This window comes from Mesorhizobium sp. M0518 (assembly GCF_040321125.1).
Classification (GTDB): domain Bacteria; phylum Pseudomonadota; class Alphaproteobacteria; order Rhizobiales; family Rhizobiaceae; genus Mesorhizobium.
Genome location: NZ_JAMYQY010000003.1, coordinates 263,685 through 288,066 on the forward strand (window position 1 = coordinate 263,685; position 24,382 = coordinate 288,066).

21 protein-coding genes are annotated in these 24,382 nt (G+C 63.0%); 8 read left to right on the top strand and 13 right to left on the bottom strand.

From position 1 onward, the window contains the following. Positions 1–30: 30 nt before the first annotated feature. The 5 genes from NKI66_RS06145 to NKI66_RS06165 all read right to left on the bottom strand — a co-directional run bounded on the left by NKI66_RS06145 (position 31) and on the right by NKI66_RS06165 (position 5,847). The gene (locus NKI66_RS06145) at positions 31–1,695 is read right to left on the bottom strand and encodes an ABC transporter substrate-binding protein (protein WP_352440022.1); all 1,665 of its coding nucleotides are present in this window, start codon (positions 1,693–1,695) and stop codon (positions 31–33) included. Positions 1,696–1,932: 237 nt separating this feature from the next. After that, positions 1,933–3,117, bottom strand: coding sequence for a mandelate racemase/muconate lactonizing enzyme family protein (locus NKI66_RS06150; RefSeq protein ID WP_352440021.1), 1,185 nt, complete (start codon positions 3,115–3,117; stop codon positions 1,933–1,935). Position 3,118: 1 nt separating this feature from the next. Beyond that, positions 3,119–4,225, bottom strand: a complete 1,107-nt coding sequence (locus NKI66_RS06155; protein ID WP_352628585.1) for a mandelate racemase/muconate lactonizing enzyme family protein — start codon at positions 4,223–4,225, stop codon at positions 3,119–3,121. A gap of 34 nt (positions 4,226–4,259) precedes the next feature. After that, positions 4,260–4,952, bottom strand: a complete 693-nt coding sequence (locus tag NKI66_RS06160; RefSeq protein ID WP_023808713.1) for a GntR family transcriptional regulator — start codon at positions 4,950–4,952, stop codon at positions 4,260–4,262. 106 nt (positions 4,953–5,058) lie between these two features. Then, positions 5,059–5,847, bottom strand: a complete 789-nt coding sequence (locus NKI66_RS06165) for a HalD/BesD family halogenase (protein WP_352628587.1) — start codon at positions 5,845–5,847, stop codon at positions 5,059–5,061. Between the two features lie 102 nt (positions 5,848–5,949). Here NKI66_RS06165 and NKI66_RS06170 point away from each other — a divergent pair, with 102 nt between their 5' ends. After that, positions 5,950–6,882, top strand: coding sequence for a LysR substrate-binding domain-containing protein (locus NKI66_RS06170; protein ID WP_352751241.1), 933 nt, complete (start codon positions 5,950–5,952; stop codon positions 6,880–6,882). Between the two features lie 22 nt (positions 6,883–6,904). Here NKI66_RS06170 and NKI66_RS06175 read toward each other — a convergent pair whose 3' ends face one another. Genes NKI66_RS06175 through NKI66_RS06185 form a run of 3 tightly spaced genes read right to left on the bottom strand, consistent with a single transcriptional unit; the run spans position 6,905 to position 11,496 of the window. After that, complete coding sequence (locus NKI66_RS06175; RefSeq protein ID WP_352440018.1) at positions 6,905–8,056, bottom strand: efflux RND transporter periplasmic adaptor subunit; 1,152 nt, start codon at positions 8,054–8,056, stop codon at positions 6,905–6,907. Between the two features lie 15 nt (positions 8,057–8,071). After that, positions 8,072–11,248 carry an efflux RND transporter permease subunit gene (locus tag NKI66_RS06180; RefSeq protein WP_352440017.1) on the bottom strand — a complete coding sequence of 1,059 codons (3,177 nt, stop codon included), beginning with the start codon at positions 11,246–11,248 and terminating at the stop codon, positions 8,072–8,074. Beyond that, positions 11,242–11,496 carry a hypothetical protein gene (locus NKI66_RS06185; protein WP_023808708.1) on the bottom strand — a complete coding sequence of 85 codons (255 nt, stop codon included), beginning with the start codon at positions 11,494–11,496 and terminating at the stop codon, positions 11,242–11,244. Before NKI66_RS06185 ends, NKI66_RS06180 begins: the two co-directional genes overlap by 7 nt. 243 nt (positions 11,497–11,739) lie before the next feature. On the opposite strand from NKI66_RS06185, the gene NKI66_RS06190 reads away from it, so the two are divergent. Next, positions 11,740–12,330 (top strand): TetR/AcrR family transcriptional regulator, encoded by a 591-nt coding sequence (locus NKI66_RS06190; protein ID WP_023808707.1) that lies wholly within the window; start codon positions 11,740–11,742, stop codon positions 12,328–12,330. A gap of 329 nt (positions 12,331–12,659) precedes the next feature. Here the strand turns inward: NKI66_RS06190 and NKI66_RS06195 are convergent, their stop codons facing one another. The 5 genes from NKI66_RS06195 to NKI66_RS06215 form a co-directional block, all read right to left on the bottom strand. Then, positions 12,660–13,682, bottom strand: a complete 1,023-nt coding sequence (locus NKI66_RS06195; RefSeq protein ID WP_128302452.1) for a LacI family DNA-binding transcriptional regulator — start codon at positions 13,680–13,682, stop codon at positions 12,660–12,662. Between the two features lie 190 nt (positions 13,683–13,872). Continuing rightward, complete coding sequence (locus tag NKI66_RS06200) at positions 13,873–14,664, bottom strand: ATP-binding cassette domain-containing protein (RefSeq protein WP_023808705.1); 792 nt, start codon at positions 14,662–14,664, stop codon at positions 13,873–13,875. Between the two features lie 3 nt (positions 14,665–14,667). Next, complete coding sequence (locus NKI66_RS06205) at positions 14,668–15,654, bottom strand: ABC transporter permease (protein ID WP_128302453.1); 987 nt, start codon at positions 15,652–15,654, stop codon at positions 14,668–14,670. 114 nt (positions 15,655–15,768) lie between these two features. Next, positions 15,769–16,704, bottom strand: a complete 936-nt coding sequence (locus tag NKI66_RS06210) for a substrate-binding domain-containing protein (RefSeq protein WP_023808703.1) — start codon at positions 16,702–16,704, stop codon at positions 15,769–15,771. A 328-nt stretch (positions 16,705–17,032) separates the two neighbouring features. Beyond that, positions 17,033–18,190 (bottom strand): fumarylacetoacetate hydrolase family protein, encoded by a 1,158-nt coding sequence (locus NKI66_RS06215; RefSeq protein WP_023808702.1) that lies wholly within the window; start codon positions 18,188–18,190, stop codon positions 17,033–17,035. Positions 18,191–18,426: 236 nt separating this feature from the next. Between NKI66_RS06215 and NKI66_RS06220 the strand changes: the two genes are divergently transcribed. The 6 genes from NKI66_RS06220 to NKI66_RS06245 all read left to right on the top strand — a co-directional run bounded on the left by NKI66_RS06220 (position 18,427) and on the right by NKI66_RS06245 (position 24,368). Beyond that, positions 18,427–19,707 carry an NAD(P)/FAD-dependent oxidoreductase gene (locus NKI66_RS06220; RefSeq protein WP_023808701.1) on the top strand — a complete coding sequence of 427 codons (1,281 nt, stop codon included), beginning with the start codon at positions 18,427–18,429 and terminating at the stop codon, positions 19,705–19,707. A 102-nt stretch (positions 19,708–19,809) separates the two neighbouring features. Then, positions 19,810–20,694: an ABC transporter permease gene (locus tag NKI66_RS06225; protein ID WP_023808700.1), complete on the top strand. Its 885-nt coding sequence runs from the start codon at positions 19,810–19,812 to the stop codon at positions 20,692–20,694. Continuing rightward, entirely contained in the window at positions 20,691–21,560 is an 870-nt protein-coding gene (locus NKI66_RS06230) for an ABC transporter permease (protein ID WP_023808699.1), read from the top strand. Before NKI66_RS06225 ends, NKI66_RS06230 begins: the two co-directional genes overlap by 4 nt. Beyond that, complete coding sequence (locus NKI66_RS06235; RefSeq protein ID WP_023808698.1) at positions 21,545–22,615, top strand: ABC transporter substrate-binding protein; 1,071 nt, start codon at positions 21,545–21,547, stop codon at positions 22,613–22,615. The genes NKI66_RS06230 and NKI66_RS06235 overlap by 16 nt, the downstream gene beginning before the upstream one ends. Before the next feature lie 69 nt (positions 22,616–22,684). Then, a complete protein-coding gene (locus NKI66_RS06240; RefSeq protein WP_128302457.1) occupies positions 22,685–23,293 on the top strand; it encodes a cupin domain-containing protein in 609 nt (202 codons plus the stop codon). Then, the gene (locus NKI66_RS06245; RefSeq protein WP_128302458.1) at positions 23,283–24,368 is read left to right on the top strand and encodes an ABC transporter ATP-binding protein; all 1,086 of its coding nucleotides are present in this window, start codon (positions 23,283–23,285) and stop codon (positions 24,366–24,368) included. The genes NKI66_RS06240 and NKI66_RS06245 overlap by 11 nt, the downstream gene beginning before the upstream one ends. Positions 24,369–24,382 lie beyond the last annotated feature (14 nt).

Consider the following 24,382-nt stretch of genomic DNA (forward strand, 5'->3'; position numbering starts at 1 on the left):
GCTGTTAGAGGATTGGCTTTTCCTTTCCGCTCAGGCCTTCGATGCCTTATCGAGGAACAGCTGCGACATGGCGGTCGGCTGTACGCCGGCCACGCCCTTCGCCGTCGCCGTCAGATAGTCGTAGAAATAGCCGAAGATGACAGGCGTTTCCTCGAGCAGCAGCTTCTGGATCTTGCCGGCGTCGGCCTTCTGCGCCTCGAGATCGAGGGCCGCGATGTAGCTGGTCGCCAGCGCGTCATAGTCCTTGTTCTTGAAGTGTGCCGCGTTCCAGGTGCCTTCACTCTTCAGCGGTGCCGCGAGATAGACATTCGGCACGCCGCGGTGACCATAGTCGGTGATGCCCATCACCGAATCCAGCCAGTTCGACTTGCCGAACACCGCGTCTCCGTAATAGCCGCTCTGGTCGAGGATATTGAGGTCGAGTTGAACACCGATCTCCTTGACCCAGTTCTGGATGAGCTGGGCGTATTCAGGGATTTCTAGGTAGCGTTCGGTGGTCAGGGTTATCTTGAAGCCCTGGCCAAAGCCGGCTGCTTCCATGAGCTGCTTGGCCTGGGCGATATCCTGCTTGCGTTGCGGCACGCTCGTATCGGTCGAAGGATAGACGGCGGCGAATGGGCTGTCATTGCCCAGAGCGGAGCGTCCCTTCATGAGGCCGGCGGCCAGCTTGTCGCGATCGAGGCAGAGCGCAATGGCACGGCGCACGCGCGCATCCTTCAACGGGCCCTCGTCGCAGCGCATGTGCAGTTGCTGATGGGCTGACGACTTCAAGCTGATGATGTCGACGTTCGGATCGTTGAGCAGAGCGACGCCGGCCAGCACCGGCATCTGGTTGATGATGTCGACCTGGCCGCCCTGCAGCGCCAGGATCTGCGGCTGCATGTCGGTGAAGAAGGTGAACTCGGTGCGTTCCGGCAGCGCCTTCGGCCCCCAATAGTCCTCGTTGCGGACGAAGGACGCACCGACCTTTGCCGTGTATTTCTCTATTCTGAACGGCCCGGTGCCGTCGAAGCTCTTTTCATAGTCGCCCTTGTAGCTCGCCGGGATGATGACGGCGTTATAGTTGTCGGACGACAGCATGTAGGGGAAGTTGCCGTTCGGCGCATCGAGGTGGAATTCCACCGTGTAGTCGTCGACCTTCTTCGAGGCGCCCTTCTGCAGGATGCCGGTGAACACCGACAGCGCATTGGACGAATTGGCCGGATCGGCAAGGCGGTCGATGCTGGCCACGACATCGTCGGCTTTCATCTCGCCGCCGCTGTGGAATTTTACGCCTTTGCGCAGCTTGAAGGTCCAAACGGTGCCATTGTCGTTCGGCTTCCAGCTTTCGGCCAAGGCCGGCTGAAGAACGAGGTCAGGGCCGTCGACGCAAAGGAATTCGGCAACCTGCTGCATGACCAGCAGGCCGCCTGCGTCAGCGATGGTGACCGGGTCGATTGTCGCTGCCGGCACGCTGCTGGCGACGCGGATGGTGGCGCCGGGCGCGCCTTGGGCGCGCGCCAGCGACGGCATGCCGCTGAGGCCGGCTGCCATGCCGATACGGCCCAGCAGCGGCAGCGACAGGCCGAGCAGGCTGCCGTGACGGACGAAGTCGCGGCGGCTGACACGACCGTCGACAAGGCCGTCGATCAGGTGATTTTCAAGCGGCGTGCGATTGCGCCGGATCAGGTCGAGAATGGTGTAGTTCTTGCTCATGGGTTTTTACCCTTTCCCCTATTTCTTATGGTTGACGAAATTTCGTGGATTGCTCCATTTCGGATCGCCAGAGAGGCCTGTCGATCGGAATCTTAGCATGCGGTTTTGCCCGGTATCTAGTCGTGGCACGGACGCGCCGGATTGCTGGCTGCACTGCTTCCATCGTCTTTGTCCAACCTTCCCGGCCGAAGTCGCGGTGGTTGGCTTCTCGTGCCTGGCCGTCGGTCTTGCCGTCATCTAGTTCAGCGGCAAACGGCGATAGGTTCCGGGCTTTGCCGGGTCATGATACTTGTTGCACGGTCCTTTCTCGGTAAAGTCTCTGTGACAGGCAGCGAGGTTTTCGCGCGATAAGGTGACGCCGAGACCGGGACCTTCCGGAACGCGCACGAAATTGTTTCTCGGCGAAAACGGCCCTTCCTCGGTGACATCCATCGGCAGCATGCGAAACAGCGACTGGTTAGGCTCCCTGATCCAGCCTAGTGCCGCGCACAGGTGCAGATAGGCGGCACTGCCGATGCCGCTGTCACCGCTGTAGCACCAGAAATCGATGCCGGCATGCTCGCAGGCGCCGACGAAGCGCAACAGCCGGCCTATGCCGCCATGCGTCGTCGGGTTGCCGACGAAGGCGTCCGGCACCTTGGTTTCCATGGCGCGCGCAATGTCGATGTTGTGGGTCGAAAACGGGATCGAGCAATGGCGCCGCAATTCGCGCATCTCCTCGATCGTCGCCACCGGATCCTCCCAGTTGCGCACGCCGAGGTCTTCCAGCGACCGCGCTAGGCGACGCGCGGTGCTGAGCGAATAGGCCTGGTTGGAATCGATGCGGATCATCGCATCGTCGCCGAGTTTCTTGCGGATCAGCTCGACCATCCTGAGCGAGATTTTCGGATCTTCGGTCGAGAACTTGCCTTCGAAGAAGGTCGTTCCATGCGTCTCGTGCAATTCGACGCAATAGTCGGCGACTTCCTCCGGCGTCGTCTCGCCCTTCACCTTTGGCCCGTCACCGCGCAGCGAAAAATAGTCGGTGAACGGGATGTCCTTGCGCACGGCGCCGCCGAGCAACTGGTAGAGCGGCTGGTTCCACGCCTTCCCGCGCAGGTCCCACAAAGCCATCTCGATGGCGCCGAAAGCCATGATGCGGGTGCGGTCGTTGATCGACTGCACGCCGGTCCAGAAGGGCAGGCAGACATGCTCGGCGCCGGCGATGTCGAAGGCATCGCGCCCGACCAGCCATGGCGCCAGGACATCGTTGATGATCGCGGCCGCCGCCGGCGTCGGCGCTTCGCCGAGGCCAATCAAGCCATCCTCCGTCTCGACTTCGACGATGGTCGGCGAAAATCCGTCGAGTTCGCCGAACACCCAGGCATAGGGCGCCTCGAGGCGCAAATTGATCGGCGTGGCTTTGATGCTGCGGATTTTCATCTCAGCGGCCGACTTCGAAGAAAGGCTTGCCCAGCAGATCGGGAACGACGTCGATACCGAGGCCCGGTCCGTCCGGAATGCCCATGCGGCTACCGGTGACCGGCGGCATGTTCGACGCCGTGCGCACCGTCACCCATTCATGGAAGGCGATGGCGTGCAGCCGGCGCTCCTCGGGCGTCGACAGCGACAGGTGTGCCATCGCAGCGGTGTCGATCTCGGCGCCACCAGTGTCCTCGACCGTGATCATGAAACCCAAATCGACGGCAACATCGCGGATCTGACGGGTCTTGGTCACGCCGCCCAGCCGCGAGATCTTCAGCGTTAGCCCGTCGGCCGCGCCCTGGCGGTGGATTTCCAGCATCGCCTCGAGCGAGGTGACGGATTCGTCGAGCACCATCGGTTTGTCGAGCATGCGGCGAACCGACATGTTCTCGTCGATCGTCGTGCAGGGCTGCTCGAACGTGTAGTCGATGGCGCGCGTGGCGTCGGCGAACTGGCGCGCCTGATAGGGCGTCCAGCCGGCATTGGCGTCGCAGAAGATGACCGTGCCTTTCGGCACCGAGGCGGCGACCGCGGTGACACGCTCGATGTCGTCATGCACATTGCCGCCGACCTTGACCTGCAGCCGGTGGAAGCCGTCTTTGACGATCCGCTTGGCCAGCGCGGCCATGGCGTCGACGCTGCCATGGGTGACGACCTTGTAGAGTTCGGCCGTCTCGCTCTCCTTGCCGCCCAGCAGCGTTACCAGCGGCACGTCGGCGGCTCGTGCCGCCAGATCCCAGCAGGCCATGTCGAGCGCTGACTTGATGTAGGGATGGCCCTTGAACACCGTATCCATCAGCCGCCCGATGCTTGCCAGCCCGCGCGGATCGTGGCCGATAAGGTGCGGCGCGATTTCGGGCACGCCGGCGCGGGTGCCGGCCGGGAAGGCTGCCGAATAGAAATTGCCGAGCGGCGCCATCTCGCCCCAGCCGGTGAGGCCGCTGTCTGAGGTGATCGACACGATCACCGCGTCGAATGCGTCGGCTTCGCGCCCCTTCGACATGCGGTATGGCCCGTCCACGAAGGGCTGCACGACGTGGTAGGCCTTGATGGTTTCGATCTGCACGTGTCTTGTCCGCTGTCTGTGAGTTGGGAACGGGTCAGGCGCCCCTCGACGGGCGTTGTTCGAGGCCGCGCGCGTAGGCAAGCAACTCCTCGAAATCGAGATCGATGTGCTCCCTGGCATGGCGCTGGGCTGCACGCATGTCCTTGCCCTTCAGCAACCGCACATAGGTTTCGTGAACGTCTTCGGCCGGCACCGGCTCATTGCGGGCATGCTGGTGGAGCGCAAAATACATCTGCAACCGGCTGGTCAGCCGCTGCCAGGTTTCCAGCAGCACCGAATTGTCGGCCCATTCGTAGATCAGGCCATGCAGTTGCAGCGCGGTTTCGATTTGGCGTGTCGTGTCCAACGCACGGGTCGCCTGCTTCACGGCTTCGTGGCGCCGGTCGAGCTCATCGAAGAAGCGCTGGTCGCGCAGCGGCCACGCCCGCTCGATGGCCAGCTCGTCCATCACTTTGTTGAACGAATAGGCATCATCGATGTCCTTGGCCGTGACCTCGATGACGAACGTGCCGGCATAGGGGATGCTGGTCAGGATGCCTTCCTGCACCAGCTCGCGCATTGCCTCGCGCAACGGCGCGCGGCTGACCCGCATCTGTTCGGAAATCCGCAGCTCGTTGAGCTTCTGGCCGGGTGCGAGCTGCCCGGTCAGGATCGCGCGCCGCAACAGCGCGACGATCTCGGCGCGTCGCGTCGTGTCCGCAATCGGACTGAAATCCGCTTTCGCCATTCGGCCGCTCCCAGGGAAATCGAAAGCAAGACAAGCAGATTGTCGACAATCTAACAAGAGGTCATCTTCGGATTCTTGGGGCCGCTGGCATATTGCCTCTTCGGTCTCAGGCGGCGCGGCCGTAGAAGCCGACGCGCTCCTCGGCGCTAAACATCACGCCGGGCTTCTCATAGTAGGAAAACACCGCGATCATGCGCTCTCGCTCGCCTTCGACGGTGGTGACGCGATGCGCGGTGTTCTTGCCGCGGAAGACATTGAGTGTGCCCGGTTTCAAGCACAGGATCTTGGAATCGGGGTCGCGCCCTTCCAGCAGCCTTGCGACGCCGTCATAGTTGGGATTGTCGTCCGACCTCAGATCGGTGCGGTATTCGAGGTCGCCGCCACGCTCCGCTGCCTGCAACAACAGCGTCGTCGTGAATTCGGAACGATCGAAATGCCAGTTCAAAGCCTCGCCGGCGCGATAGGCCATGACGTTGGTACGGGCCAGGGGATCCTGCATGACATGCAATCTGGGCTTGCCCATCGTCGCTGCCAGGAAGCGCAGTAGCGGTTCGTATTCGTAGATGGCGAGCACGACACTGCCAGGAATCTGGTCGGCACAGACGGTGTGACTGATGGTCTCCACCTTGCGCAGCGCCGGATGGTCGGGTGCAAGCTCGGGAATGTCAGGCTTGAAGTAGATGTTGTGCATGCGCTTGTGCGCATGCGAGCGCGCGGCCATCACCGGCTGGATTTCGCGCACGGCTTGTTCCGCCACGCCGGGGCGCAAAAACCCTTCCAGATTGAACATGCCGTCGGCTTCGAGCGCGGCGACGGATTGTTCGACAAGGCGCTGCCATTCGGCGCTGCCTTCGCGGTCGAGCGGATAGCGGTTGAGATCGAGGATGTCTTTCATCGTCATGGCTCCGAAGGTTGTGAGCTTATGAGACGGCAAAAAAATCTTTCTCTCAACGTCGAAAATAGTTAGGATTGGCCAAGAAAAACTTACGGACTCGATGTGGAACGGTTGCCGCCGCTGAATGCGATCAAGGCTTTCGAGGTTGCGGCGCGTGCCGGCAGCTTCACTTTGGCCGCCTCTGAACTCGGCGTATCGTCGGCGGCGGTCAGCCAGCAGATCCGCAACCTCGAGAGCTGGTTCGGCAAGCAGCTGTTTGTGCGTAGCGGCAATCGCATCGCGCTCACCGACGCCGGCCACGCCATCTATCCGCAGACAGCGAAAGCTTTGGGAGACATCGCCACCATAGGCCAGCGCATGCTGGAGGGCGGGGTGCGGACGCGTCTGGTCGTCAGTGTGCCATTCTCGTTGGCCGAACTGTGGCTGGCGCCGAGGCTGGCGGTACTTCTCGATGCCTTTCCGCAGATGGCGATCGACGTTCGGGTCGAGGACGATCCGGTCGACCTGATGCGCCAGAACATCGATCTGCGCATCAGCTATGGCGACTATCACTATCCCGGGCTGAAACTTGTTCGTCTCGTCCATGACGATGTCCTGCCGGTCTGTGCACCGGAATTCTGGCACCGGCACGGCAATGGCGATCCCAGTCTGGCGGATTTGCACGAGAGCCAGTTCATCCACACCAATTGGGGGCCGAACTATGCCTCGCACCCGACCTGGGCGGACTGGTTCGCGGCATCCGGCGGCAGTCGCTCGCCCGACCCGTCGCACGGGCGGCGCGTCGGCCTGTCCAGCCTGGCGATCGCCTCGGCAAGACTGGGTCTGGGCATCGCCCTTGGCCAGCGGGTCATGGCGCGCGCCGATCTGGAGGCCGGTCGGCTGATTGCGCTCTCCTCCGTCTCGGTGCGCCTCGGGCATCCCTACTGTGCGTTTATGCCGCCGGCCAAGGCCGACCGCGCCGATGTTGCCGGTCTGGTGGAACTGCTCAGTCGAGCGGCGCCCCCGCCCGGTGGGGAGGTCGGGGCGCCGCGCTGAAGCCGGGTCCTGACGGGGGTGTTCAGGTGGCCGGCTTTTCCGGTATCGGCGATACAGGCGCTCCGGGTCCGATCTTCTGCAGATTGCCCGTGATCACCTGGTCGCCCTCGGCGACGCCGCTGAGGATGGCGACCTGATCGCCGCTCGTCGGTCCTAGCGAAACCAGCCGCTGGTCGACGGTGTTGCCCTTGCCGACGACATAGAGATATTTGCCGAGCTGGCTCGAGCCCAGCGCCGTCTGCGGCACCATCAGCGCGTCGGCCTGCTCTCTCACATGCAGCCGGACACGAACATATTGGCCCGGCAGCAGCGTGAACTTGCCATTGCCGATCGTCGCGCGCGCGGTGATGGTGCCGGTCGAGCGGTCGATCGAATTGTCGATGAAGGTAAGCTCACCCTTTTGGCTGGCCTCGGTCTGGCCGGGGAGCAGGACCTCCACTTCGATCGGGCCGTTGGCACGGGCTTGCTCGATCTCGGCCAGATCCGTCTCGCTCGGGTTGAAGGTGACGTAGATCGGGTCGAGCTGCACCAGCGTGTTGAGCACGGTACCGGCAACGCTGACCAGCGTTCCGACCGAGGCCTGGTTGCGGCCCAGGCGCCCGCCAAACGGCGCGCGGATTTCGGCATAGCCCAGATTGAGCTCTGCCGTGCGGACCGCCGCCTGGTTGACCGCCAGCGACGCCTGCGCTTCGCGCAAGGTGCTGGTGCGCTGGTCGAACCCGTCCTTGGCGAGGTAGCCGCTCTTGGCGAGCTCGGTGCCGCGACCGAGATTGGACCGGGCATAGTCGAGCGTCGCCGTGTCGCGCTGCACTTGCGCCTTGGCCTGGTCGAGAGCCGCCTGGAAGTCGTCAGGCGAGATCTTGTAGAGAAGGTCGCCTTGCCGGACATCGACACCGTCGTCGGCGGCCTGCTCCTGCAGATAGCCTGGAATCCTGGCCTGCAAGGTGATGCTGCGGATCGGTTCCGTCCGCGCGGCGTAGTCCAGGTAGATCGGGATCGTCTTCTTGACGACGCTGACCACCGGCACCGGCATGACGAATGCCGCCGGAGCAGGCGTCGCTGCGGCCGTGCCGGCATTGAGGCTGAGATTGCCCATGTCGAGCAGGTGGACGCTGGCCACCGAGATCGCTCCCAGTGCGACGGCCGTTCCCAACGCGATTTTCCATTTACGCATGATCAGTCTCCAATCTTATTCGGCCGCTTCCGCCAGGGGCGGGATAGCGTGCTCAGTCGTTGGTTCATTGTCTTGAGAGGCGGGCTCGTCACTGCCGCGGCGTTCGCGCAGCTGCTCGATGACCGCGTAGAACACCGGCACGAACACCAGCGACAGGATGGTCGCCGCGACCATGCCGCCGAACACGGTGGTGCCGATCGACTGCCGGCTTGCCGCACCGGCGCCGGTCGCAAACATCAGCGGCAGCACGCCGAGGATGAAGGCGAAGGCCGTCATCAGGATCGGCCGCAGCCTGAGCCGTGCCGCCTCCATCGCCGCGTCGACGATGCTGAGGCCTTCTTCGCGCCGTCGCCTTGCGAACTCGACGATCAGGATCGCGTTCTTGGCCGCCAGGCCGATCAGCATGACGAAGCCGATCTGCGAGTAGACGTCAATCTGCATGCCACGCAGCAACAAGGCCACGAAGGCGCCGAACAGGGCCAGTGGCACCGCCAACAGCACCATGAACGGCATCGCCCAGCTCTCATACTGCATCGCCAGGATCAGGAAGACGAAGACGATGGCGAGGCCGAAGACGACGGACGCGATCGATCCTGCCTTGAGCTCCTGGAAGGTGATGCCGGTCCATTCGAAACCGAAATCCCTTGGCAGCGCAATGGCGGCGGCCCGTTCCATCGCGGCAACCGCCTGGCCTGAGGAAAAGCCGGGTGCGGCACCGCCATTGATCGAGGCCGAGGCATTGTTGTTGTAATGCGGCACGGTCTCCGGGCCGACGAAGGGCACGAGTTTGCCCAGCGTCGAGAGCGGCACCATGCCGCCGGAGGCATTGCGTACATAGAGCCGCGAAATGTCGGCGGCACCCGCACGTGCATCCTTGTCGGCCTGGATGGTCACCCGGAAGGTGCGGCCGAACAGGTTGAAGTCGTTGACGTAGAGCGAGCCGAGATAGATCTGCAGCGTGTTGAAGACATCGGGCAGGTTGAGGCCGAGCAGTTTGGCCTTGCTGCGGTCGAGGTCGTAGTTGAACTGCGGCGTCGAGGTCGAGAACGGCGAGAACAGCTGCTGCGGGTTGATTTCCGGCTGCTTGCGCGCCTCGGCGATCACGGCTTGCGTCGCATCGTTGAGGGCTGAACTGCCGCGGCCGGTCAGATCCTCGACGACGAATTCGAAGCCGCCTGTGGTGCCGATACCCGGGATAGACGGCGGATCGAAGCTCAGCGCGAAAGCTTCCGGGATCTGCATCAGCTTGCCGCGCACATCGGCGACGAGCTTCGACGCGCTCTGGTCGGGGCCGCGCTCCTCCCAGGGCTTCAGGATGGCGAATTCGACCGCCGAATTCGACTGCGCCGCACTGGTCAGGAAATTCAGGCCGCTGATCGAGCCGACAATCTCGACGCCGGGCGTCGCCTGCAGGATGTCGCGCGCCTTCTGCGCCACCGCGTCGGTGCGTTCCAGCGACGCGCCGTCGGGCAACTGGATGACGACGAAGAAATAGCCCTGGTCCTCGACCGGAAGGAAGGTCGAGGGCAGCCGCTGCCAGACGAAGTAGGTGGCGACCAGGCCGGCCGCGAACAGGCCGAGCATGATCCAGCGCAAGCGGATGAGAATGCGTACGCCATTGGCGTAGGCGTGCGATAGCCTGTCGAAGCCGGCATTGAACCAGCGGAACGGGGCGAACTGCGTCTCGCCGCGATGGCGCAGGAAGGCCGCACTGAGCGCGGGACTGAGCGTCAATGAGTTGAAGGCGGAGATGCCGACGGAGATCGCCACGGTCAGCGCGAACTGGTTGTAGAGCTTGCCGGAGACGCCGGGAATGAAGGCGACCGGCACGAACACCGCCATTAGCACCGCGGTGGTGGCGATGATCGGTCCGGTGACCTCGCGCATTGCGGCCTTGGTCGCCGCAAGCGGCTTGAGCCCGGCCTCCAGCTGTCGTTCGACATTCTCAACCACGACGATGGCGTCGTCGACGACGAGGCCGATCGCCAGCACCATGCCGAGCAGGGAGAGCATGTTGAGCGAGAAGCCGAGCATCTCCATGACGACCAGCGTCGCCACCAGCGACACCGGAATGGCGATGGTCGGGATGATCGTCGTGCGCCAGCTTTGCAGGAAGAGGAACACCACGGCGACGACCAGCACCAGCGCTTCGCCGAGCGTGATCAGCACGTCATGCATCGATGCCGAGACGAAGCGCGTCGTGTCGTAGTGCATCGCATAGGACACGCCCTTCGGGAAGCGGCCCGACAGCTCCTGCATCTTGTCCTTGACGCGCTGCTGCAGATCGAGCGCGTTGGAGCCGGGCATCTGGTAGACGGCAAGCACCACGGTCGGGTCCTTGCCGAAGAAGGCCGACGACGAATATTGCAGCGCGCCGAGCTCGATGCGGGCGACGTCGCGCAGCCTGACCAGCGAGCCGGTGTCGGTATTGGCGCGCACGACGATGTCGCCGAATTCCTTTGGATCGCTCAACCGGCCGACGGCGTTGACCTGCATCTCGAAGGCGGTGCCGGCCGGGGCCGGCGATTGGCCAATCTTGCCGGCCGCCACCTGGACATTCTGCTCGGCGATGGCGTTCTGCACATCGACGGCGGTGATGCCGAGATTGGCGAGCTTGTCGGGATCGAGCCAGACGCGCATCGAATAGCGCCGCTCGCCGAAGATCTGCACATCGCCGACGCCGGGCAGCCGCTTCAGCGGATCGACCACCTGCAGATAGGCAAGGTTGCTCAGTGCCACCGGATCGACCGAACTGTCGGGCGAGGTCAGGTTGACGATGAGGACGAAGTTCGGATTCTGCTTCTTGATCGTCACGCCGCCCTGGTTGACGATCGCCGGCAGCGACGAAGCCGCCTGCGAGACGCGGTTCTGCACGTCGACGGCGGCGGTGCTCAGCGAATAGCCGACATCGAAGGTGATGGTGATGGTCGAGGAGCCGTCATTGGAGCTCGTCGACGACATGTAGGTCATGCCCTGCACGCCGTTGATCTGCTGCTCCAGCGGCGTCGTCACCGTATCGGCCACCACTTGTGCGCTGGCGCCTGGATAGTGGGCGCTGACCACGACCTGCGGTGGCGTGATGTCGGGAAACTGCGAGACGGGCAGCAGGAAATAACAAATCGACCCGGCGAGCACCATGATGATGGCGATCGCCGAGGCGAAGATCGGACGGTGGATGAAAAAGTTTACCACGAGACGCAAGCCTCCCCGGCTGCTCTTGCCCGCCCGAAGGCGCTGGCGACGCTGGACAGTCTTTGACCGCGCTTGTCACCGAGGTCGTCCCGCGAATGCAGCAACGGCACCTCGTTGCGCTGCGCATCGGCAAGCGAGCGCAGCATCGTCTCGAAGGCGCGCGGGTCGACGCCATCGGCTTTCATGACCAGCCGGATCATCGGATCCCGGACGGCCTCATCTATGGTAAGATCGCGGCGCTGTGGCATTGGCCGGCTCCTTGTCTGTCGATTCGCAGCCCATGCTCGCGAACCGTTTTTAATCTCTTCACCGGCCGAGGCCGCATGATTGGCAGTTTCTCGCCCCTCTCGTCTGGCAGGGCCGTTCACGGCCTTGTTATTGACGGTGGACGATATAGGTGTTACCAGTAAGTAACATTCTGGAAGTTACAGACCGGTAACACCCTAGTCAAGAGGTGGCCGAGGGTTTTTTGGAAACGAAAGGAGATCATGATGACAGACGGCATCGTGGAGCGCTCTCGTCCCCGGGATCGGATCCTGGAGACGGCACGCGACATGTTCCACAAGCATGGCATCAAGGGCGTCGGCGTCGACGCCATCACCGAAGCTGCCGGCACGAACAAGATGACGCTCTATCGTCACTTCGAATCCAAGGACGAACTGATCGTCGAATGCCTGCGCGCCAATGCGGCCAAGGCCGGCGCTATGTGGGATGCGTTCGATGCCGAATTTCCTGGTGACAAGCTTGCCCAGCTGCATGCCTGGGTTCGCAAGGCGGCTGCCATGCTCAATGCGGACGGGCGCGGCTGCGACATGGCCAACGCCGCCGCTGAACTGACCGAGCCGGACCATCCGGCCAGGCTGGTGATCAAGGAACTCAAAGAAGCCCAGCGCGAGCGCCTTGTGACGCTATGTCGGGACGCGGGCATCGGCCAGGCTGAACTGCTCGCCGATACGCTGTCGCTTCTGCTCGAGGGTGCGCGGGTTAGTGTACAGACCGTGGGTTCGGAAGGTCCGAGCACGCAGTTCGTGCGCATGGCTGAAGGATTGATCGCTTCTTTCCGGGGCGCCGCCGCCGGTTGACGGGACCCGTGGCCTGTCAACGTGCGTCATTCCATCTGCGATGACTGGGCGTGCTTTGGTGTCGCTGTACCGCCATTCCTGCCGGCCAAACGAAAAAAGCCCGCTGCCGGGAGGAGGTGGCAGCGGGCTCGATTTTCGAATGTGGCGCGGGAGGAGGTGCACCCCATTCAGCGTCGGCATCGCATCTGGGAGGAGTAGATGGCCGACAACCAGAACCTACGAGTTGCCCAACGATTCGGCAACAAAGAAACTTGCATAGCTGCTGTGCAGATTTGCCGTGCCAATTATCGTACAAATCCGGAAACCCGGTTTAGCCAAGCCATTTCGCATTACTGCACGGGGACGTTTTCCCTGAAGATCAAGCGCGGTTCGATGAACTTGCGCGTCAGATAGGGTGCCGAGGAGGCAATCGAGCCGAGCAGGCGAATGACCGACTGTTCCGCGATCAGCCTGGCATTCTGGTCGATGACGACATCGAGCAGGTCGTCGACGAGATGACCACGCGTGTCCTTGGTCAAGTCGTGGCAGATGAACACCGGCTTGCGGTTCGGCCTGGCCTCGCGGATCGCCTTTGCAACGCCCGAATGCCCAGCTCCGACGCAATAGATGCCGAGCAGCTCCGGCTCGTCGTGCAGCGCCTTCATGGTCTCGGTGTAGCTGGCATCGGGCTCGTCGTTGACCTCGACGGCGCTGCTGACGGTCAGATTGGGAAACTCCTCACTGAGCACCGAGCGGAAACCCATTTCGCGTTCCTCGTGGCCGCGATAGGAACGTGAGCCGACGACCATCGCCAGATGACCGATTCGGCCGCCAAGGAAGCGTCCCATCAGCAGCGCCGCCGTTCGTCCCGCCACCCGGTTGTCGATGCCGACATAGGCCGCGCGCGGTGCCGCCGGAACATCGGACACCAGCGTCACCAGGCGCATGCCGGCATCGACGATGTCGTGCAGGATGTTGCGCGTACGCGGATGATCGACGGCGATGACACCGACGCCATTGGCCCTGAGCGAAAGGTTTTCGACAGCGCTCTGCAGCGCGTTCGGCGAGATACCGGCGAGGTTATGGATCCGGCACGAGGCAACAAGCGGCAGGCGCGCGGCGTAGTCCTCGATGTGCCCGGCGAGATCGCGCATGAAGGCATTGCTGCCGATCGGTAGCAGGAATTCAAGGTGGGCGGGCCGCGAGGGTAGCGTCACCTGATCGGCGACCGGCAGATAGCCGACTTGCTTGGCCGCCTCCATGACGCGCTGGCGGTTGGCCGCACTCGCACCCGGCCGGTTGTTGAGCACCCGGTCGACCGTTGCGGTCGATAGCCCGCAGCTACGAGCGATATCGGAGACAGTGGCTTTCATGCCGTAACCCACAGCCCGCAGCTACGAGCGATATCGGAGACAGTGGCTTTCATGCCGTAACCCACAGCCCGCAGTTGCGTGCGGTATCCGAGACTGTGGCTTTCATGCTGCAATCCTGTTCGCCATGCGATGGCGCGTCAGACAAGCGATGCGATCTGAGGTGACGGGTGATTGCCGCCCATCACCATTCTCAGTGCGATGGCTTGCCATCGGCGATGGCATCGCGGATCTCCTTGTCCGACATGCCGGTAATGATCCGTTCGACCTCCGCCACGCTGGTCTTCTTGGGGTCTATGTCGTCAGCAACCACCTTGCCCCGGCGCATGACGACGATGCGGTCGACCACCTGGAAGACATGGTGGATGTTGTGGGCGATGAAAATGCAGGAATGGCCGGAATCGCGGGCGCTGCGCACGAAGCTCAGCACACCCTGTGTTTCGGCGACGCCGAGATTGTTGGTCGGCTCGTCGAGAATGATCAGGTCGCTGTCGAAATGCATGGCGCGCGCGATCGCCACCGCCTGGCGCTCGCCGCCGGAGAGCGAGCCGATCGGCGTCGTCGGCGGGATGTTCTTCGAGATGCCGACCTGCTTGAGCAAGTCGCGGGCAACCGTGTTCATCGCGTCCTGGTCCATCCGGTTGAGAAAGCGCGGCGACTTGATCGGCTCGCGTCCGAGGAACAGATTGCGGGCGATCGACAGTTGCGTGACCAGCGCCGAGTCCTGGTAGATGGTCTCGATGCCGTGAGCGATGGCGTCGCTGGTGCTGCGCAGGCTCACCTTGTTGCCGCGGATGAAGATGTCGCCGCTGGTCAGCGGAACGGCACCCGAGAGCACCTTGATCAGCGTCGACTTGCCGGCGCCATTGTCGCCGAGCAAGCCGACGATCTCCCGTTCATTGACGTGGAAATTGGCATCCTCCAGCGCCTGCACGCGGCCGTAGGACTTGCGGATGTTCGTCATGCGGATCAGTGGCTCGGCCATGGTTCAAGTCCCTGCCTGATGCCGGCGTTCCAGCCATGAATGCAGCGCCATCATGCCAAGGATGATGGCGCCGATGAAGATGTTGTAGGCAAGACCGGGCACGCCGATCAGCACGATGCCGTTGCGCATCACGCGCAGGATCAGGATGCCGAGCACGGTGCCGATGATCGTGCCGCGCCCGCCGGTTAGCGCGGTACCGCCGATCACCACCATGGCGATGACTTCCAGTTCATAGCCGGTGCCGCTGTTGGGGTTGGCCGCCGAGGTGCGCAGCGACGAGATGACGCCGGCAAGCGAAGCCATGACCGACGACAGCACGAACAGGCCGATCTTGACGCCGCTGACATTGACGCCGCGCGCCCTTGCAGCACTCGGGTTGCCGCCGGCCGCCTGGATCCAGTTGCCGGTGCGGCTTTGCGTCAGCACATAGCCGAGCGCGATCGCCGCGGCGATGAACCAGAACAGCGACATGTAGATGCGGAACGGTCCGATGAAGAAATCGCCGACCAGCGCTTCGGCCAGCCAGCTGCCCTCCGCACTCCAGGTGCGCTGCGGAAAACCGTCGGTGACGAAAAGGGCGGTGCCGCGCACCACAAGCAGCATGCCGAGCGTCACCAGGAAGGATGGGATCTTGAGCTGCGTCACGAACCAGCCATTGACCAGCCCGATGATGGCGGCGACCAGCAGCGCGGCGACAAAGCCGACCTCAAGGGAGGTCAGCCCGCTGTTGAACAGGGTCCACATCAAGACCGGCGAGAAGCCGAACAGGGAACCGACCGAGAGGTCGAACTCGCCCGACGTCATCAACAGCGTCATCGCCAGCGCGATCAGGCCGAGCTCGACCGTGAAGGCCAGCGTATTGGAGATATTCTGCGGCGACAGGAAGTCGTGGTTGAAACTCCAGAAAACGGCGATCTCGACGACGAGCAGCACGAAAGGGCCGAATTCCGGCCGTGCGATCAGGCGTTGGACGAGCGAATGATTTTCCACAGGCAATCCGCGACATGAGTGGAAGGCTGAGCGTTGCACATCGCGTGCGAAGGGCTCGGCGAAATGGAGAGCCAGTCGCGACCGTTGGGCGGCCGCGACTGTTGAGATTGGATGTTACTTGCCGGACAGGATGTCGTCGTAGATCTGCGCGGTGTCTTTTTCGTAGAGCGCGCCGGTGATGACGTTGAAGCCCGGAGGAATGCCGCCGGCGGCCATATTGGCCAGCGAAAGCGCGACATAGCTGGTCGCCTGCGGGTCCTGCCACTGGCCGGCATTGACATAGCCGTTCAGCACTTCCTGGGTGGTGTCGAGCGAGTTGCCCCAGCCGACAACCGGGATTTCGCCCGGCTTGATGCCGACCTGGTCGAACACCCGCTTGATCGAGCCGGTGACGAGATCGCCCAGGCCGATGATCGCCTTGACCTTGGCTTTGTTGGCAGTGAGGTAGTCGACCATGCGGTTGATCACTTCAGCCTGGTCGAGCGTCGCTTCGGTGATTTCATAGGTGATGCCGAGCGGCTCGAAGACGCTCTTGATGCCTTCCTCTTCCTGCACGCCATAGGTGGCGCCGGGGATCTCGACCGGCATCCAGACGAAGTCGCCCTTCTTCACCAGGCCTTTGTCGACCAGATACTGCGCCCAGTGTTTGCCGAAGGTGACATTGTCGCCGCCGACATAGGCGTTGAAGTCGGCTTTCGGGTCGGGCGTGTTGAAATTGATGATCGGCACTTTCGCCGCCCGCGCTTCCTTGACGATCTCGATCAGGCTGCCCGGATCAGGGCTCGTGGTGACGATACCATCGGCCTTGGCGGAGAGGGCGGCGCGAACCGCTTCTTGCTGTGAGGCGACGTCGCCATTGTGGAACGAGGTGTTGACCGTGTTGCCGGTATCCTTGGCCCATTGCTTGGCGCCGGCCAGGAAGTAGGTCCAGACCGGATCGGCCGGGCCGCCATGCGAAATCCAGTAGAACGTCTTGGCCTGTGCCGCTGCTGGTATCACCATCAGCGCCACCAACAGGCCGTATAGAACAAGTCTTAGCCGTGTCAGCATTTGATTTCCTCCCGTTGTAGATGGTCAGTTCAAAATCCGTCCCTTGTTCAGCATCTTTTGCCAGCGCCGGTTGAATGCGTCAGAGCATCCCCTTTTTCGACGGATGGCAAGCCTCCATTTGCAGGTGTAGTGGGCGCCTGACGGGTCGTCATCAGCTGCCCCATCAGATTGCATCAGTTGAGGTGATTTTCCGACTGTCGGATAATTGGTGGGATTGTTTCGGGTCGCGCGAACGCGGCCTGCGTCGACAAGGGTCACGCCGGCGATCATCCTACGCCCACGGGACCAGGTCCGTAGCGCCCTGGCAGGGCGTCGACGATACCAGTTGCTAGATCAGATCGGCTCTGGCTAGCTCCCGCATCAGATGGCTGGCGCCATAGGTCCAGTGCGGGCAGTCGGGCGAGAGCCGCACCCGGTTGACCAGCGCACCGAATTTCTCCGACGAGATGGTGACGATGTCGCCGACCTTGTGAGTAAACCCCTTGCCCTTCTCGCCTCGATCCTTGGACGGAACGAACATGGTGCCGAGATAAAGCGCCAGCCCGTCCGGATACTGGTGGTGCGGCCCCATGGCCGCGGCGACCAGTTCCTCCGGCGAGCGGCTGATCTCGGCCATCGAGCTTGCGCCCTCCAACGAGAACCCGTCCTCGCCCTCGACTTTCAGGCGCACGACGGCGCGCTTGACGTCATCGATGGAGAATTTGTCGTCGAACAGGCGGATGAAGGGACCGAGCGAGGCCGAGGCATTGTTGTCCTTGGCCTTGCCGAGCAGCAGCGCCGAACGCCCTTCGACGTCGCGCAGATTGACGTCGTTGCCGATGGTGGCGCCGACGATCCTGCCGCTGGAGGCGGCGATCATGGCGATCTCGGGTTCCGGATTGTTCCAGGTCGACACCGGGTGCAGCCCGACATCGGCGCCGAAGCCCACCGAGGCCATCGGCTGGCACTTGGTGAAGATCTCGGCGTCGGGGCCGATGCCCACTTCCAGATATTGCGACCAGGCGCCGCGCGAAATCAGCTTGGCCTTGATCTCCATCGCTTCGGGCGAACCGGGTTTCAGCTTCGACAGATCGTGGCCGATCAGTCCTGCGATGTCGGCGCGGATGGCGTCGGCTTTTTCAGCCGAACCGCGCGCCTGTTCCTCGATCACCCGTTCCAGCAGGCTGACGACGAAGGTGACGCCCGATGCCTTGACCGCCTGCAGGTCGACCGGGGAGAGCAGGTAGGGTTTTGCTGGATCGCGCCCGGTCTCAAAACTGTTGGCGGCGATGTCATCGAGCGATCCGATCGGTCTGCCCTCGGCCGAGCGGACATGCCCAGCGGGGTCAGCCATCTCGCAAAGGTCTCGCATGGTTGGTGCCGCACGCGAGGTGATGTCGAAGACCGTGCCATCGCGCACCGTGACGACCAGCGGGTATGCGGCATCGCTACCTCTGGCGCGTCCGACAAAAAGGCCCTCGGTGGGCAGGTGGGTCGGGTTCGTCATAGCGCTCTGTCCTCTGAGTGATCGACAATGTGGCGAAGTGATCGTCAATGTGGGCGGCCGGATCGGCGCGGCACTTTCACCGGATTCCCGTCAAAGGTCTATCCCGTCGCAGGCGATCGGAACTCTGGGTCTCCGATCGCCTCGGCGGCAGTCCACAGACGAAAGCCGGAGTGCTCTTTCAAAAATGTGAAATTCTGACTAGGATTTTCACCAATCGCAGCGCATTCAGGTGACCCTTGGCGACAGCATTCTCCGATCCGATCTGGCTCAAGCCACAGGCAGCTTCCACGTTTCAATCGCTTCCCAATGGCGAACGTGTCGATCTCGCCATTGTTGGCGGTGGCATCATGGGCTTATCGACCGCCTTGCATGCCGCCCGGCTTGGCCTGTCGGTGCAGGTGCTGGACGCCGGCGAGATCGGCCAGGGCGCATCAGGCTTGAATGGCGGTCAGGTCATTCCCGGCCTGAAATACGATCCGGAATGGCTGCTGGAGCATTTTGGCCTTGAGCGCGGCGAGGCGCTTGTCAATTTTGCGGCGTCGACCGCCGATGCGGTGTTCGAGCTGATCCGCGACGAGAAGCTGGCGGTGCCGTTCGTTCGCAATGGCTGGATCCAGGCGGCGCACACCGAGGCCGCGCTGAAGGCGGCGGGAAACCGTGACCGGCAATGGCGCGCACGGGGCGCGGATGTCCAGTTGCTGAACGCAGCGGAGATCGCGGCCAAGACCGGTGCGCAGGGCTATCTCGGCGGCTGGCTCGATCGCCGCGCCGGTGTTATCGATCCGCTCGCTTACACATCTGAACTCGCCCGTGTCGCGACCGCGGCCGGCGTGAGGGTAGCCGAGCGCGAAAAGGTCGTGCGGCTCACCAAGACCGCCGGCGTTTGGCGTATTTCGACCGAAAATGGCCTGGAATTGCAGGCAAAGGCGGTCGTTCTGGCGACCAACGCCCATACGGACGGTCTGATCCCCGGCCTTGCGCAGACGATCGTGCCGCTGCATTCTTTTCAGATCGCCACAGCACCGCTGTCGTCCGGTCAGGCGGCCCCGATCCTGCCGGAAGGGCAGGCGGTGTCGGACTCCAGGCGCATCCTCGTCTACTACCGCAAGAGCGCCGACGGCCGGCTGGTGCTTGGCGGGCGGGGTCGCATGGCGCTGCCGACGAGCGCCAGCGACTGGGCGCATCTCGAGCGGGCGCTGCGGCGGCTCTATCCCATGCTGTCCGGCATCGCCATCGAGAAGCGCTGGTTCGGCCGCGTGGCGATGACGCCGGACCATCTGCCGCACATCCACGAGCCGGAGCAGGGCCTGCTCGCCGTGGTCGGCTGCCAGGGTCGTGGTGTCGGCCTGATGACCGCTCTTGGCGAGCGCATCGCCGGCTATCTCCAAAGTGGCGACGCCAGGCATTTGCCCTTCCCGGTCTCGCCGATCCGACCGATCCCGTTTCACGCCTTCCGCCAAGTCGGCGTCGCCGCGACCATCGCCTGGTACCGGCTGCTCGATGCGTTGGAGCGCTGACCAAAGCAATTCCTGTCAATGGGTTTCCGTTTGGGATTCCGCTTGACAGTTTCATGGATATGAAAAACTCTAAGCCAATTTCAAATTCCGATAGGCAGGTCGATGTCGACCCTAGTTGCAACATCAGCGCCAGAGGCCCGGTCTTCTCAGGGCTTCCGGGTCGCCATGCTGCTCCCGGGCGCTCTGGTCACTTTCCTGCTGATCCTGTTTGCCCTCGGCCTCGTGCTTTTCCTCGCCTTCCGCAACAATGACGGTTCGCTGCTCGGTGCCGGTTTCAGCTTGGCGAACTTCGCAACTGTGGTGTCCGATCCGCTGTACTGGACGGTGACGCTGCGTTCGCTGATCATTGCCGCTCTGGTCACGCTGGCGACCGTCGTCACTGCCTATCCCGTCGCCTACTATCTTGCCTTCCACGCCGGCCGGCGGCGCGGCCTTCTGCTGTTTCTGGTGACGCTGCCATTCTGGACCAGCTATCTCCTGCGCGTCTTCGCCTGGAAGATCGTGCTCGCCTACAATGGCGTTTTGAACTCGGCGCTGATCGAAAGCGGCATCTGGTCCGAGCCGACATTGGCCTTTCTCAACACGCCGGCCGCCGTCGTCGTCACGCTGGCGCACGCCTACGCGCCTTTTGCCATCCTGCCGATCTACGTGGCGCTGGACACCATCCCGAAATCGCTGATCGAGGCCGCTTCCGATCTCGGCGCGCGGCCCTTCACCTCTTTCCGCCGTGTCGTGCTGCCCAATTCGATGCCGGGCGTGCTGGCGGCAGCCCTTGTCGTCTTCGTGCCGACGGTCGGTGACTATGTCACGCCGGCGCTCGTCGGCGGCCCGGCCAGCACCATGATCGGCACGCTGATCCAGGCGCAATTCGGCAAGGCCAACGATTGGCCGTTTGGCGCCGCACTCTCCGTCGCCGTCATGCTGGTCATCCTGTGCGTGGTGCTGGTCGCGCGTTTCGCCGACCGCAGATTTGGCAGCCGCACATGAGCGCTGCACGCACGCAGGGAGGCGGCCGCTGGCTCGGCGTCTACGTCGTCGCCTATCTGGTCTTTCTCTATCTGCCGGTGCTGCTGATCCCGCTGTTTTCCTTCAACAACTCGATCCAGGCAGCGTTTCCGCTGCAAGGCTTCACCTTGCAATGGTACGCGACTTTGTTCGGCAATTCGGCGCTGACCGGTGCACTCCTGAACAGCCTCGTCATCGGCGCCATTGCCGCCACGAGTGCGACGCTGTGCGGCATCACCGTATCCTACATGGACCTCTACGGCCGCTCGCCGCTGGCCGCCACCATCAGCGCCATCGCCCGGCTGCCAATCCTGATCCCCGGCGTCATCGTCGGCATATCGCTGCTGATCCTCATCAATCTCATTGGTCTGGGGCCATCGCGCATCGCCATCGTTCTCGGTCACATATTGGTGGCGCTGCCGACGACCGTGGTGATCATGCGCAGCCGCTTCGCCGCCATCCCGAAAACCATTCGCGAGGCGGCGCTCGATCTCGGCGCCTCCGACTGGACGACGTTCCGGCGGATCATGCTGCCGCTCAGCCTGCCGGCCATCGTTTCGGCCTTCATGCTGGCCTTCCTGATCTCCTTCGACGAATTCATTGTCGTCTTCTTCCTGGCCGGCACCGAGCCGACGCTGCCGCTCTACATCTGGAGCCAGCTGCGTTTTCCAAAGTCGCTGCCGACGGTGATGGCGCTGGGCACGTCGATCCTGGCTGTGTCCTTCATCATCGCTGCAGCGGCTGAAATCCTGCGCCATCGCGGCTTGTCCGCCACGGCGCCAAAGCCCGCGGATCCGTCACAACCAAAACAAACCAAGAGAGGAGAACTGCAATGGCATTCGACCTGAAATCGATCTCTGCAAAGACTGTTTGCGCTGGATTGACGGCGTTCGCGCTGGCGCTGTCGTCGACCGTCGCTTTCGCCGGCGACAAGCTGCAATATTTCACCTGGTCGGGCTATGAACTGCCCGATTTCAACAAGAGCTTCCTCGCCGCGCACCCCGACGGCGTCGAGGCCTCGATCTTCGGTGACGACGATGACGCCTTCACCAAGGTCAAGGCCGGCTTCCGCCCCGACATCGCGCATCCCTGTTATGACAAGGTGGCGCGCTGGAACAAGGAAGGCCTGCTGCAGCCGATCGACACCAAGCGGATCAAGAACTGGGACTCGATCTTCCCGGTGTTCAAGAACCTGCCCGACCTGCAGGCCGGCGACGGCAAGGTCTGGATGGTGCCATGGGACTGGGGCAACACCTCGATCCTCTACCGCACCGACCTGGTGAAGAACCCGGAAGCGAGCTGGAACCTTTTGTGGGACAAGCAGTATGCCGGTCGCATGGCGACGATCGACGCGGTGCACGACACGCCGGTCGTTGCCGCACTGCTCGCCGGCGTTAATCCGTTCGACATGACGCCGGAGCAAATGGACAAGGTGGCCGAGAAGCTGCGCGAGCAGCGCCCGCTGCTCTCCAATTACACCACCGACATGACCTCCGTCGAACAGGCGCTGGCCAGCGGCCAATTGGTCGCCGCCATGACCTGGAACGCGTCGGCCACCTCGCTGAAGAAGCAGGGCGTGCCGGTCGAGTTCATGAAGCCGAAGGAGGGCATGCTGACCTGGGCCTGCGGCTTCGTCATGCTCAAGGACGCCAAGAATGTCGACCTCGCCTATGACTTCATCAACAGCCGGCTGGAAGCCGACTCCGGCAAATACCTGATCGAGGCCTATGGCTATGGCAGTTCGCTGAGCTCCGCTTTTGCCACCGTGCCGAAGGAGGAGCTGGAGAAATTGCAGCTGCCATCCGACCCGGAAGTGATGCTGAAGACCACCATCTTCACCGGACCGATGAAACAGAATGACGACCTCGCCAAGATGTTCGAAAAGGTCAAGGCAGGCGGCTGAACCCTAGAGCACCGCGCGGCGTCAGCCACGCGGTGTCACCCGAGACACTGCAAACGAGGTCGGGAATTGATGGACATACTGGACGAAGCTGCTGAGAAGCCGAAGGACGATGCCGATGTGCGGGTCGGCCGGCGCGTGCGGGCGCTGCGGCTGGAGCGCAACCTGTCGCTGGCCGATCTTGCGGCAAAAGCCGGCGTGTCGATCGGTGCGTTGAGCCAGATCGAACGCGGCATGTCCTCGCTGCGCGTCAAGGTGATCTGGCCGCTCGCCGCCGCCCTCGACATCGAGCCGTCGGCGCTGATCGCCGACGGCAACGATGCCGTCAACGATCTCTATTGCGTGCGTGCCGATAAGCGACGGCAAATCCCGGTCAAGTCGGAAGGCATTGCCAAGGCGCTGCTGTCGCCGCCGGGCGCGACGCTGACCGGCATGCTGGTGACGGTGGAAGCCGGCGGCGGCACCGCGGAGGCCTATGCGCATGCCGGTCATGAATTCGGCTTCGTGCTGTCGGGCGAGGTCGAACTGGTGGTTGATTCGACAAATTACGTGCTGAAGACCGGCGACAGTTTTGCGTTCAAGAGCACGCTTTTGCATGCCTTCCGCAATCCAGGCGCCGAGCGTTGCCAGATCCTCTGGGTCAACACCACGAAGCCATCCGAGGTTCGCGATGGCGCCTGATCCACTTGTGCGGCTACAGGCTGTCTCGAAGATTTTTCCTGGCGGCATCGTCGGGCTCGACGCCGTCGATCTCGACATTGTCGGCGGCGAGTTCATCACGCTGCTCGGGCCGTCGGGTTGCGGCAAGACCACCAGCCTGCGCGTCATCGCCGGCTTCGAAAGCCCGACGACCGGCAAGGTGTTGCTCGATGGTCGCGATATCACGGCACTTCGGCCGTTCGACAGGCCGGTCAACACCGTTTTCCAGGATTACGCGCTGTTCCCGCACATGAATGTCGCCGAAAATGTCGGCTTTGGCCTATCGCTGCGCAAACTGTCTGGAGCCGAACAGGCAAAGCGCGCCGGCGAAGCCCTTGACATGGTCGGCCTCGCCGACAAGCTTGGCGCCCGCGTCTCCGAACTGTCGGGCGGCCAGCGCCAGCGTGTCGCACTGGCGCGTGCCATCGTCTGCGAACCACGCGTGCTACTGCTCGACGAGCCGTTGTCGGCGCTCGATGCGCATCTGCGTGAACAGATGCAGGTTGAACTGAAGCGGCTGCAGTCGCGGCTCGGCACCACCTTCGTCATGGTCACCCACGACCAGACCGAAGCGCTGTCGATCTCCGACCGCATCGTCGTCATGAACAAGGGCCGCATCGAGCAGATTGCGCCGCCGGCCACACTTTATGACCGGCCCGCCACGAAGTTTGTGGCGAGCTTCATCGGCACCATGAATCTCCTGCAATCGCGCTTCGTCGGCCGAGACGGCGATCGCCTGCGCTTCGCCGCCGGCGCCCTACCGCTGGAGGCCATTTCTGAAACCGGCGAAGCTCTCGCCGAGGACGCCATGCACACCGTCGGCGTGCGGCCGGAAGATCTCCTGGCGATGACCGAGGCCGCGCCCGGCACAGCGCCGGCACGCGTCAACAGCATCGTCTTTCACGGCCGCACGTTGCGTCTGCACGCTGAACTCGGGCAGGGCGCACCTGTTGTCATAGACGCGCCGCGCCAAGCCGAGGGTTTTCAATTCCAGGTCGGCGACGTGGCGCATATCAGCCTGCGCCGTGGTGCCAACTGCCCGGTGCTACCAGGTTAGTTTCATCGATCAAA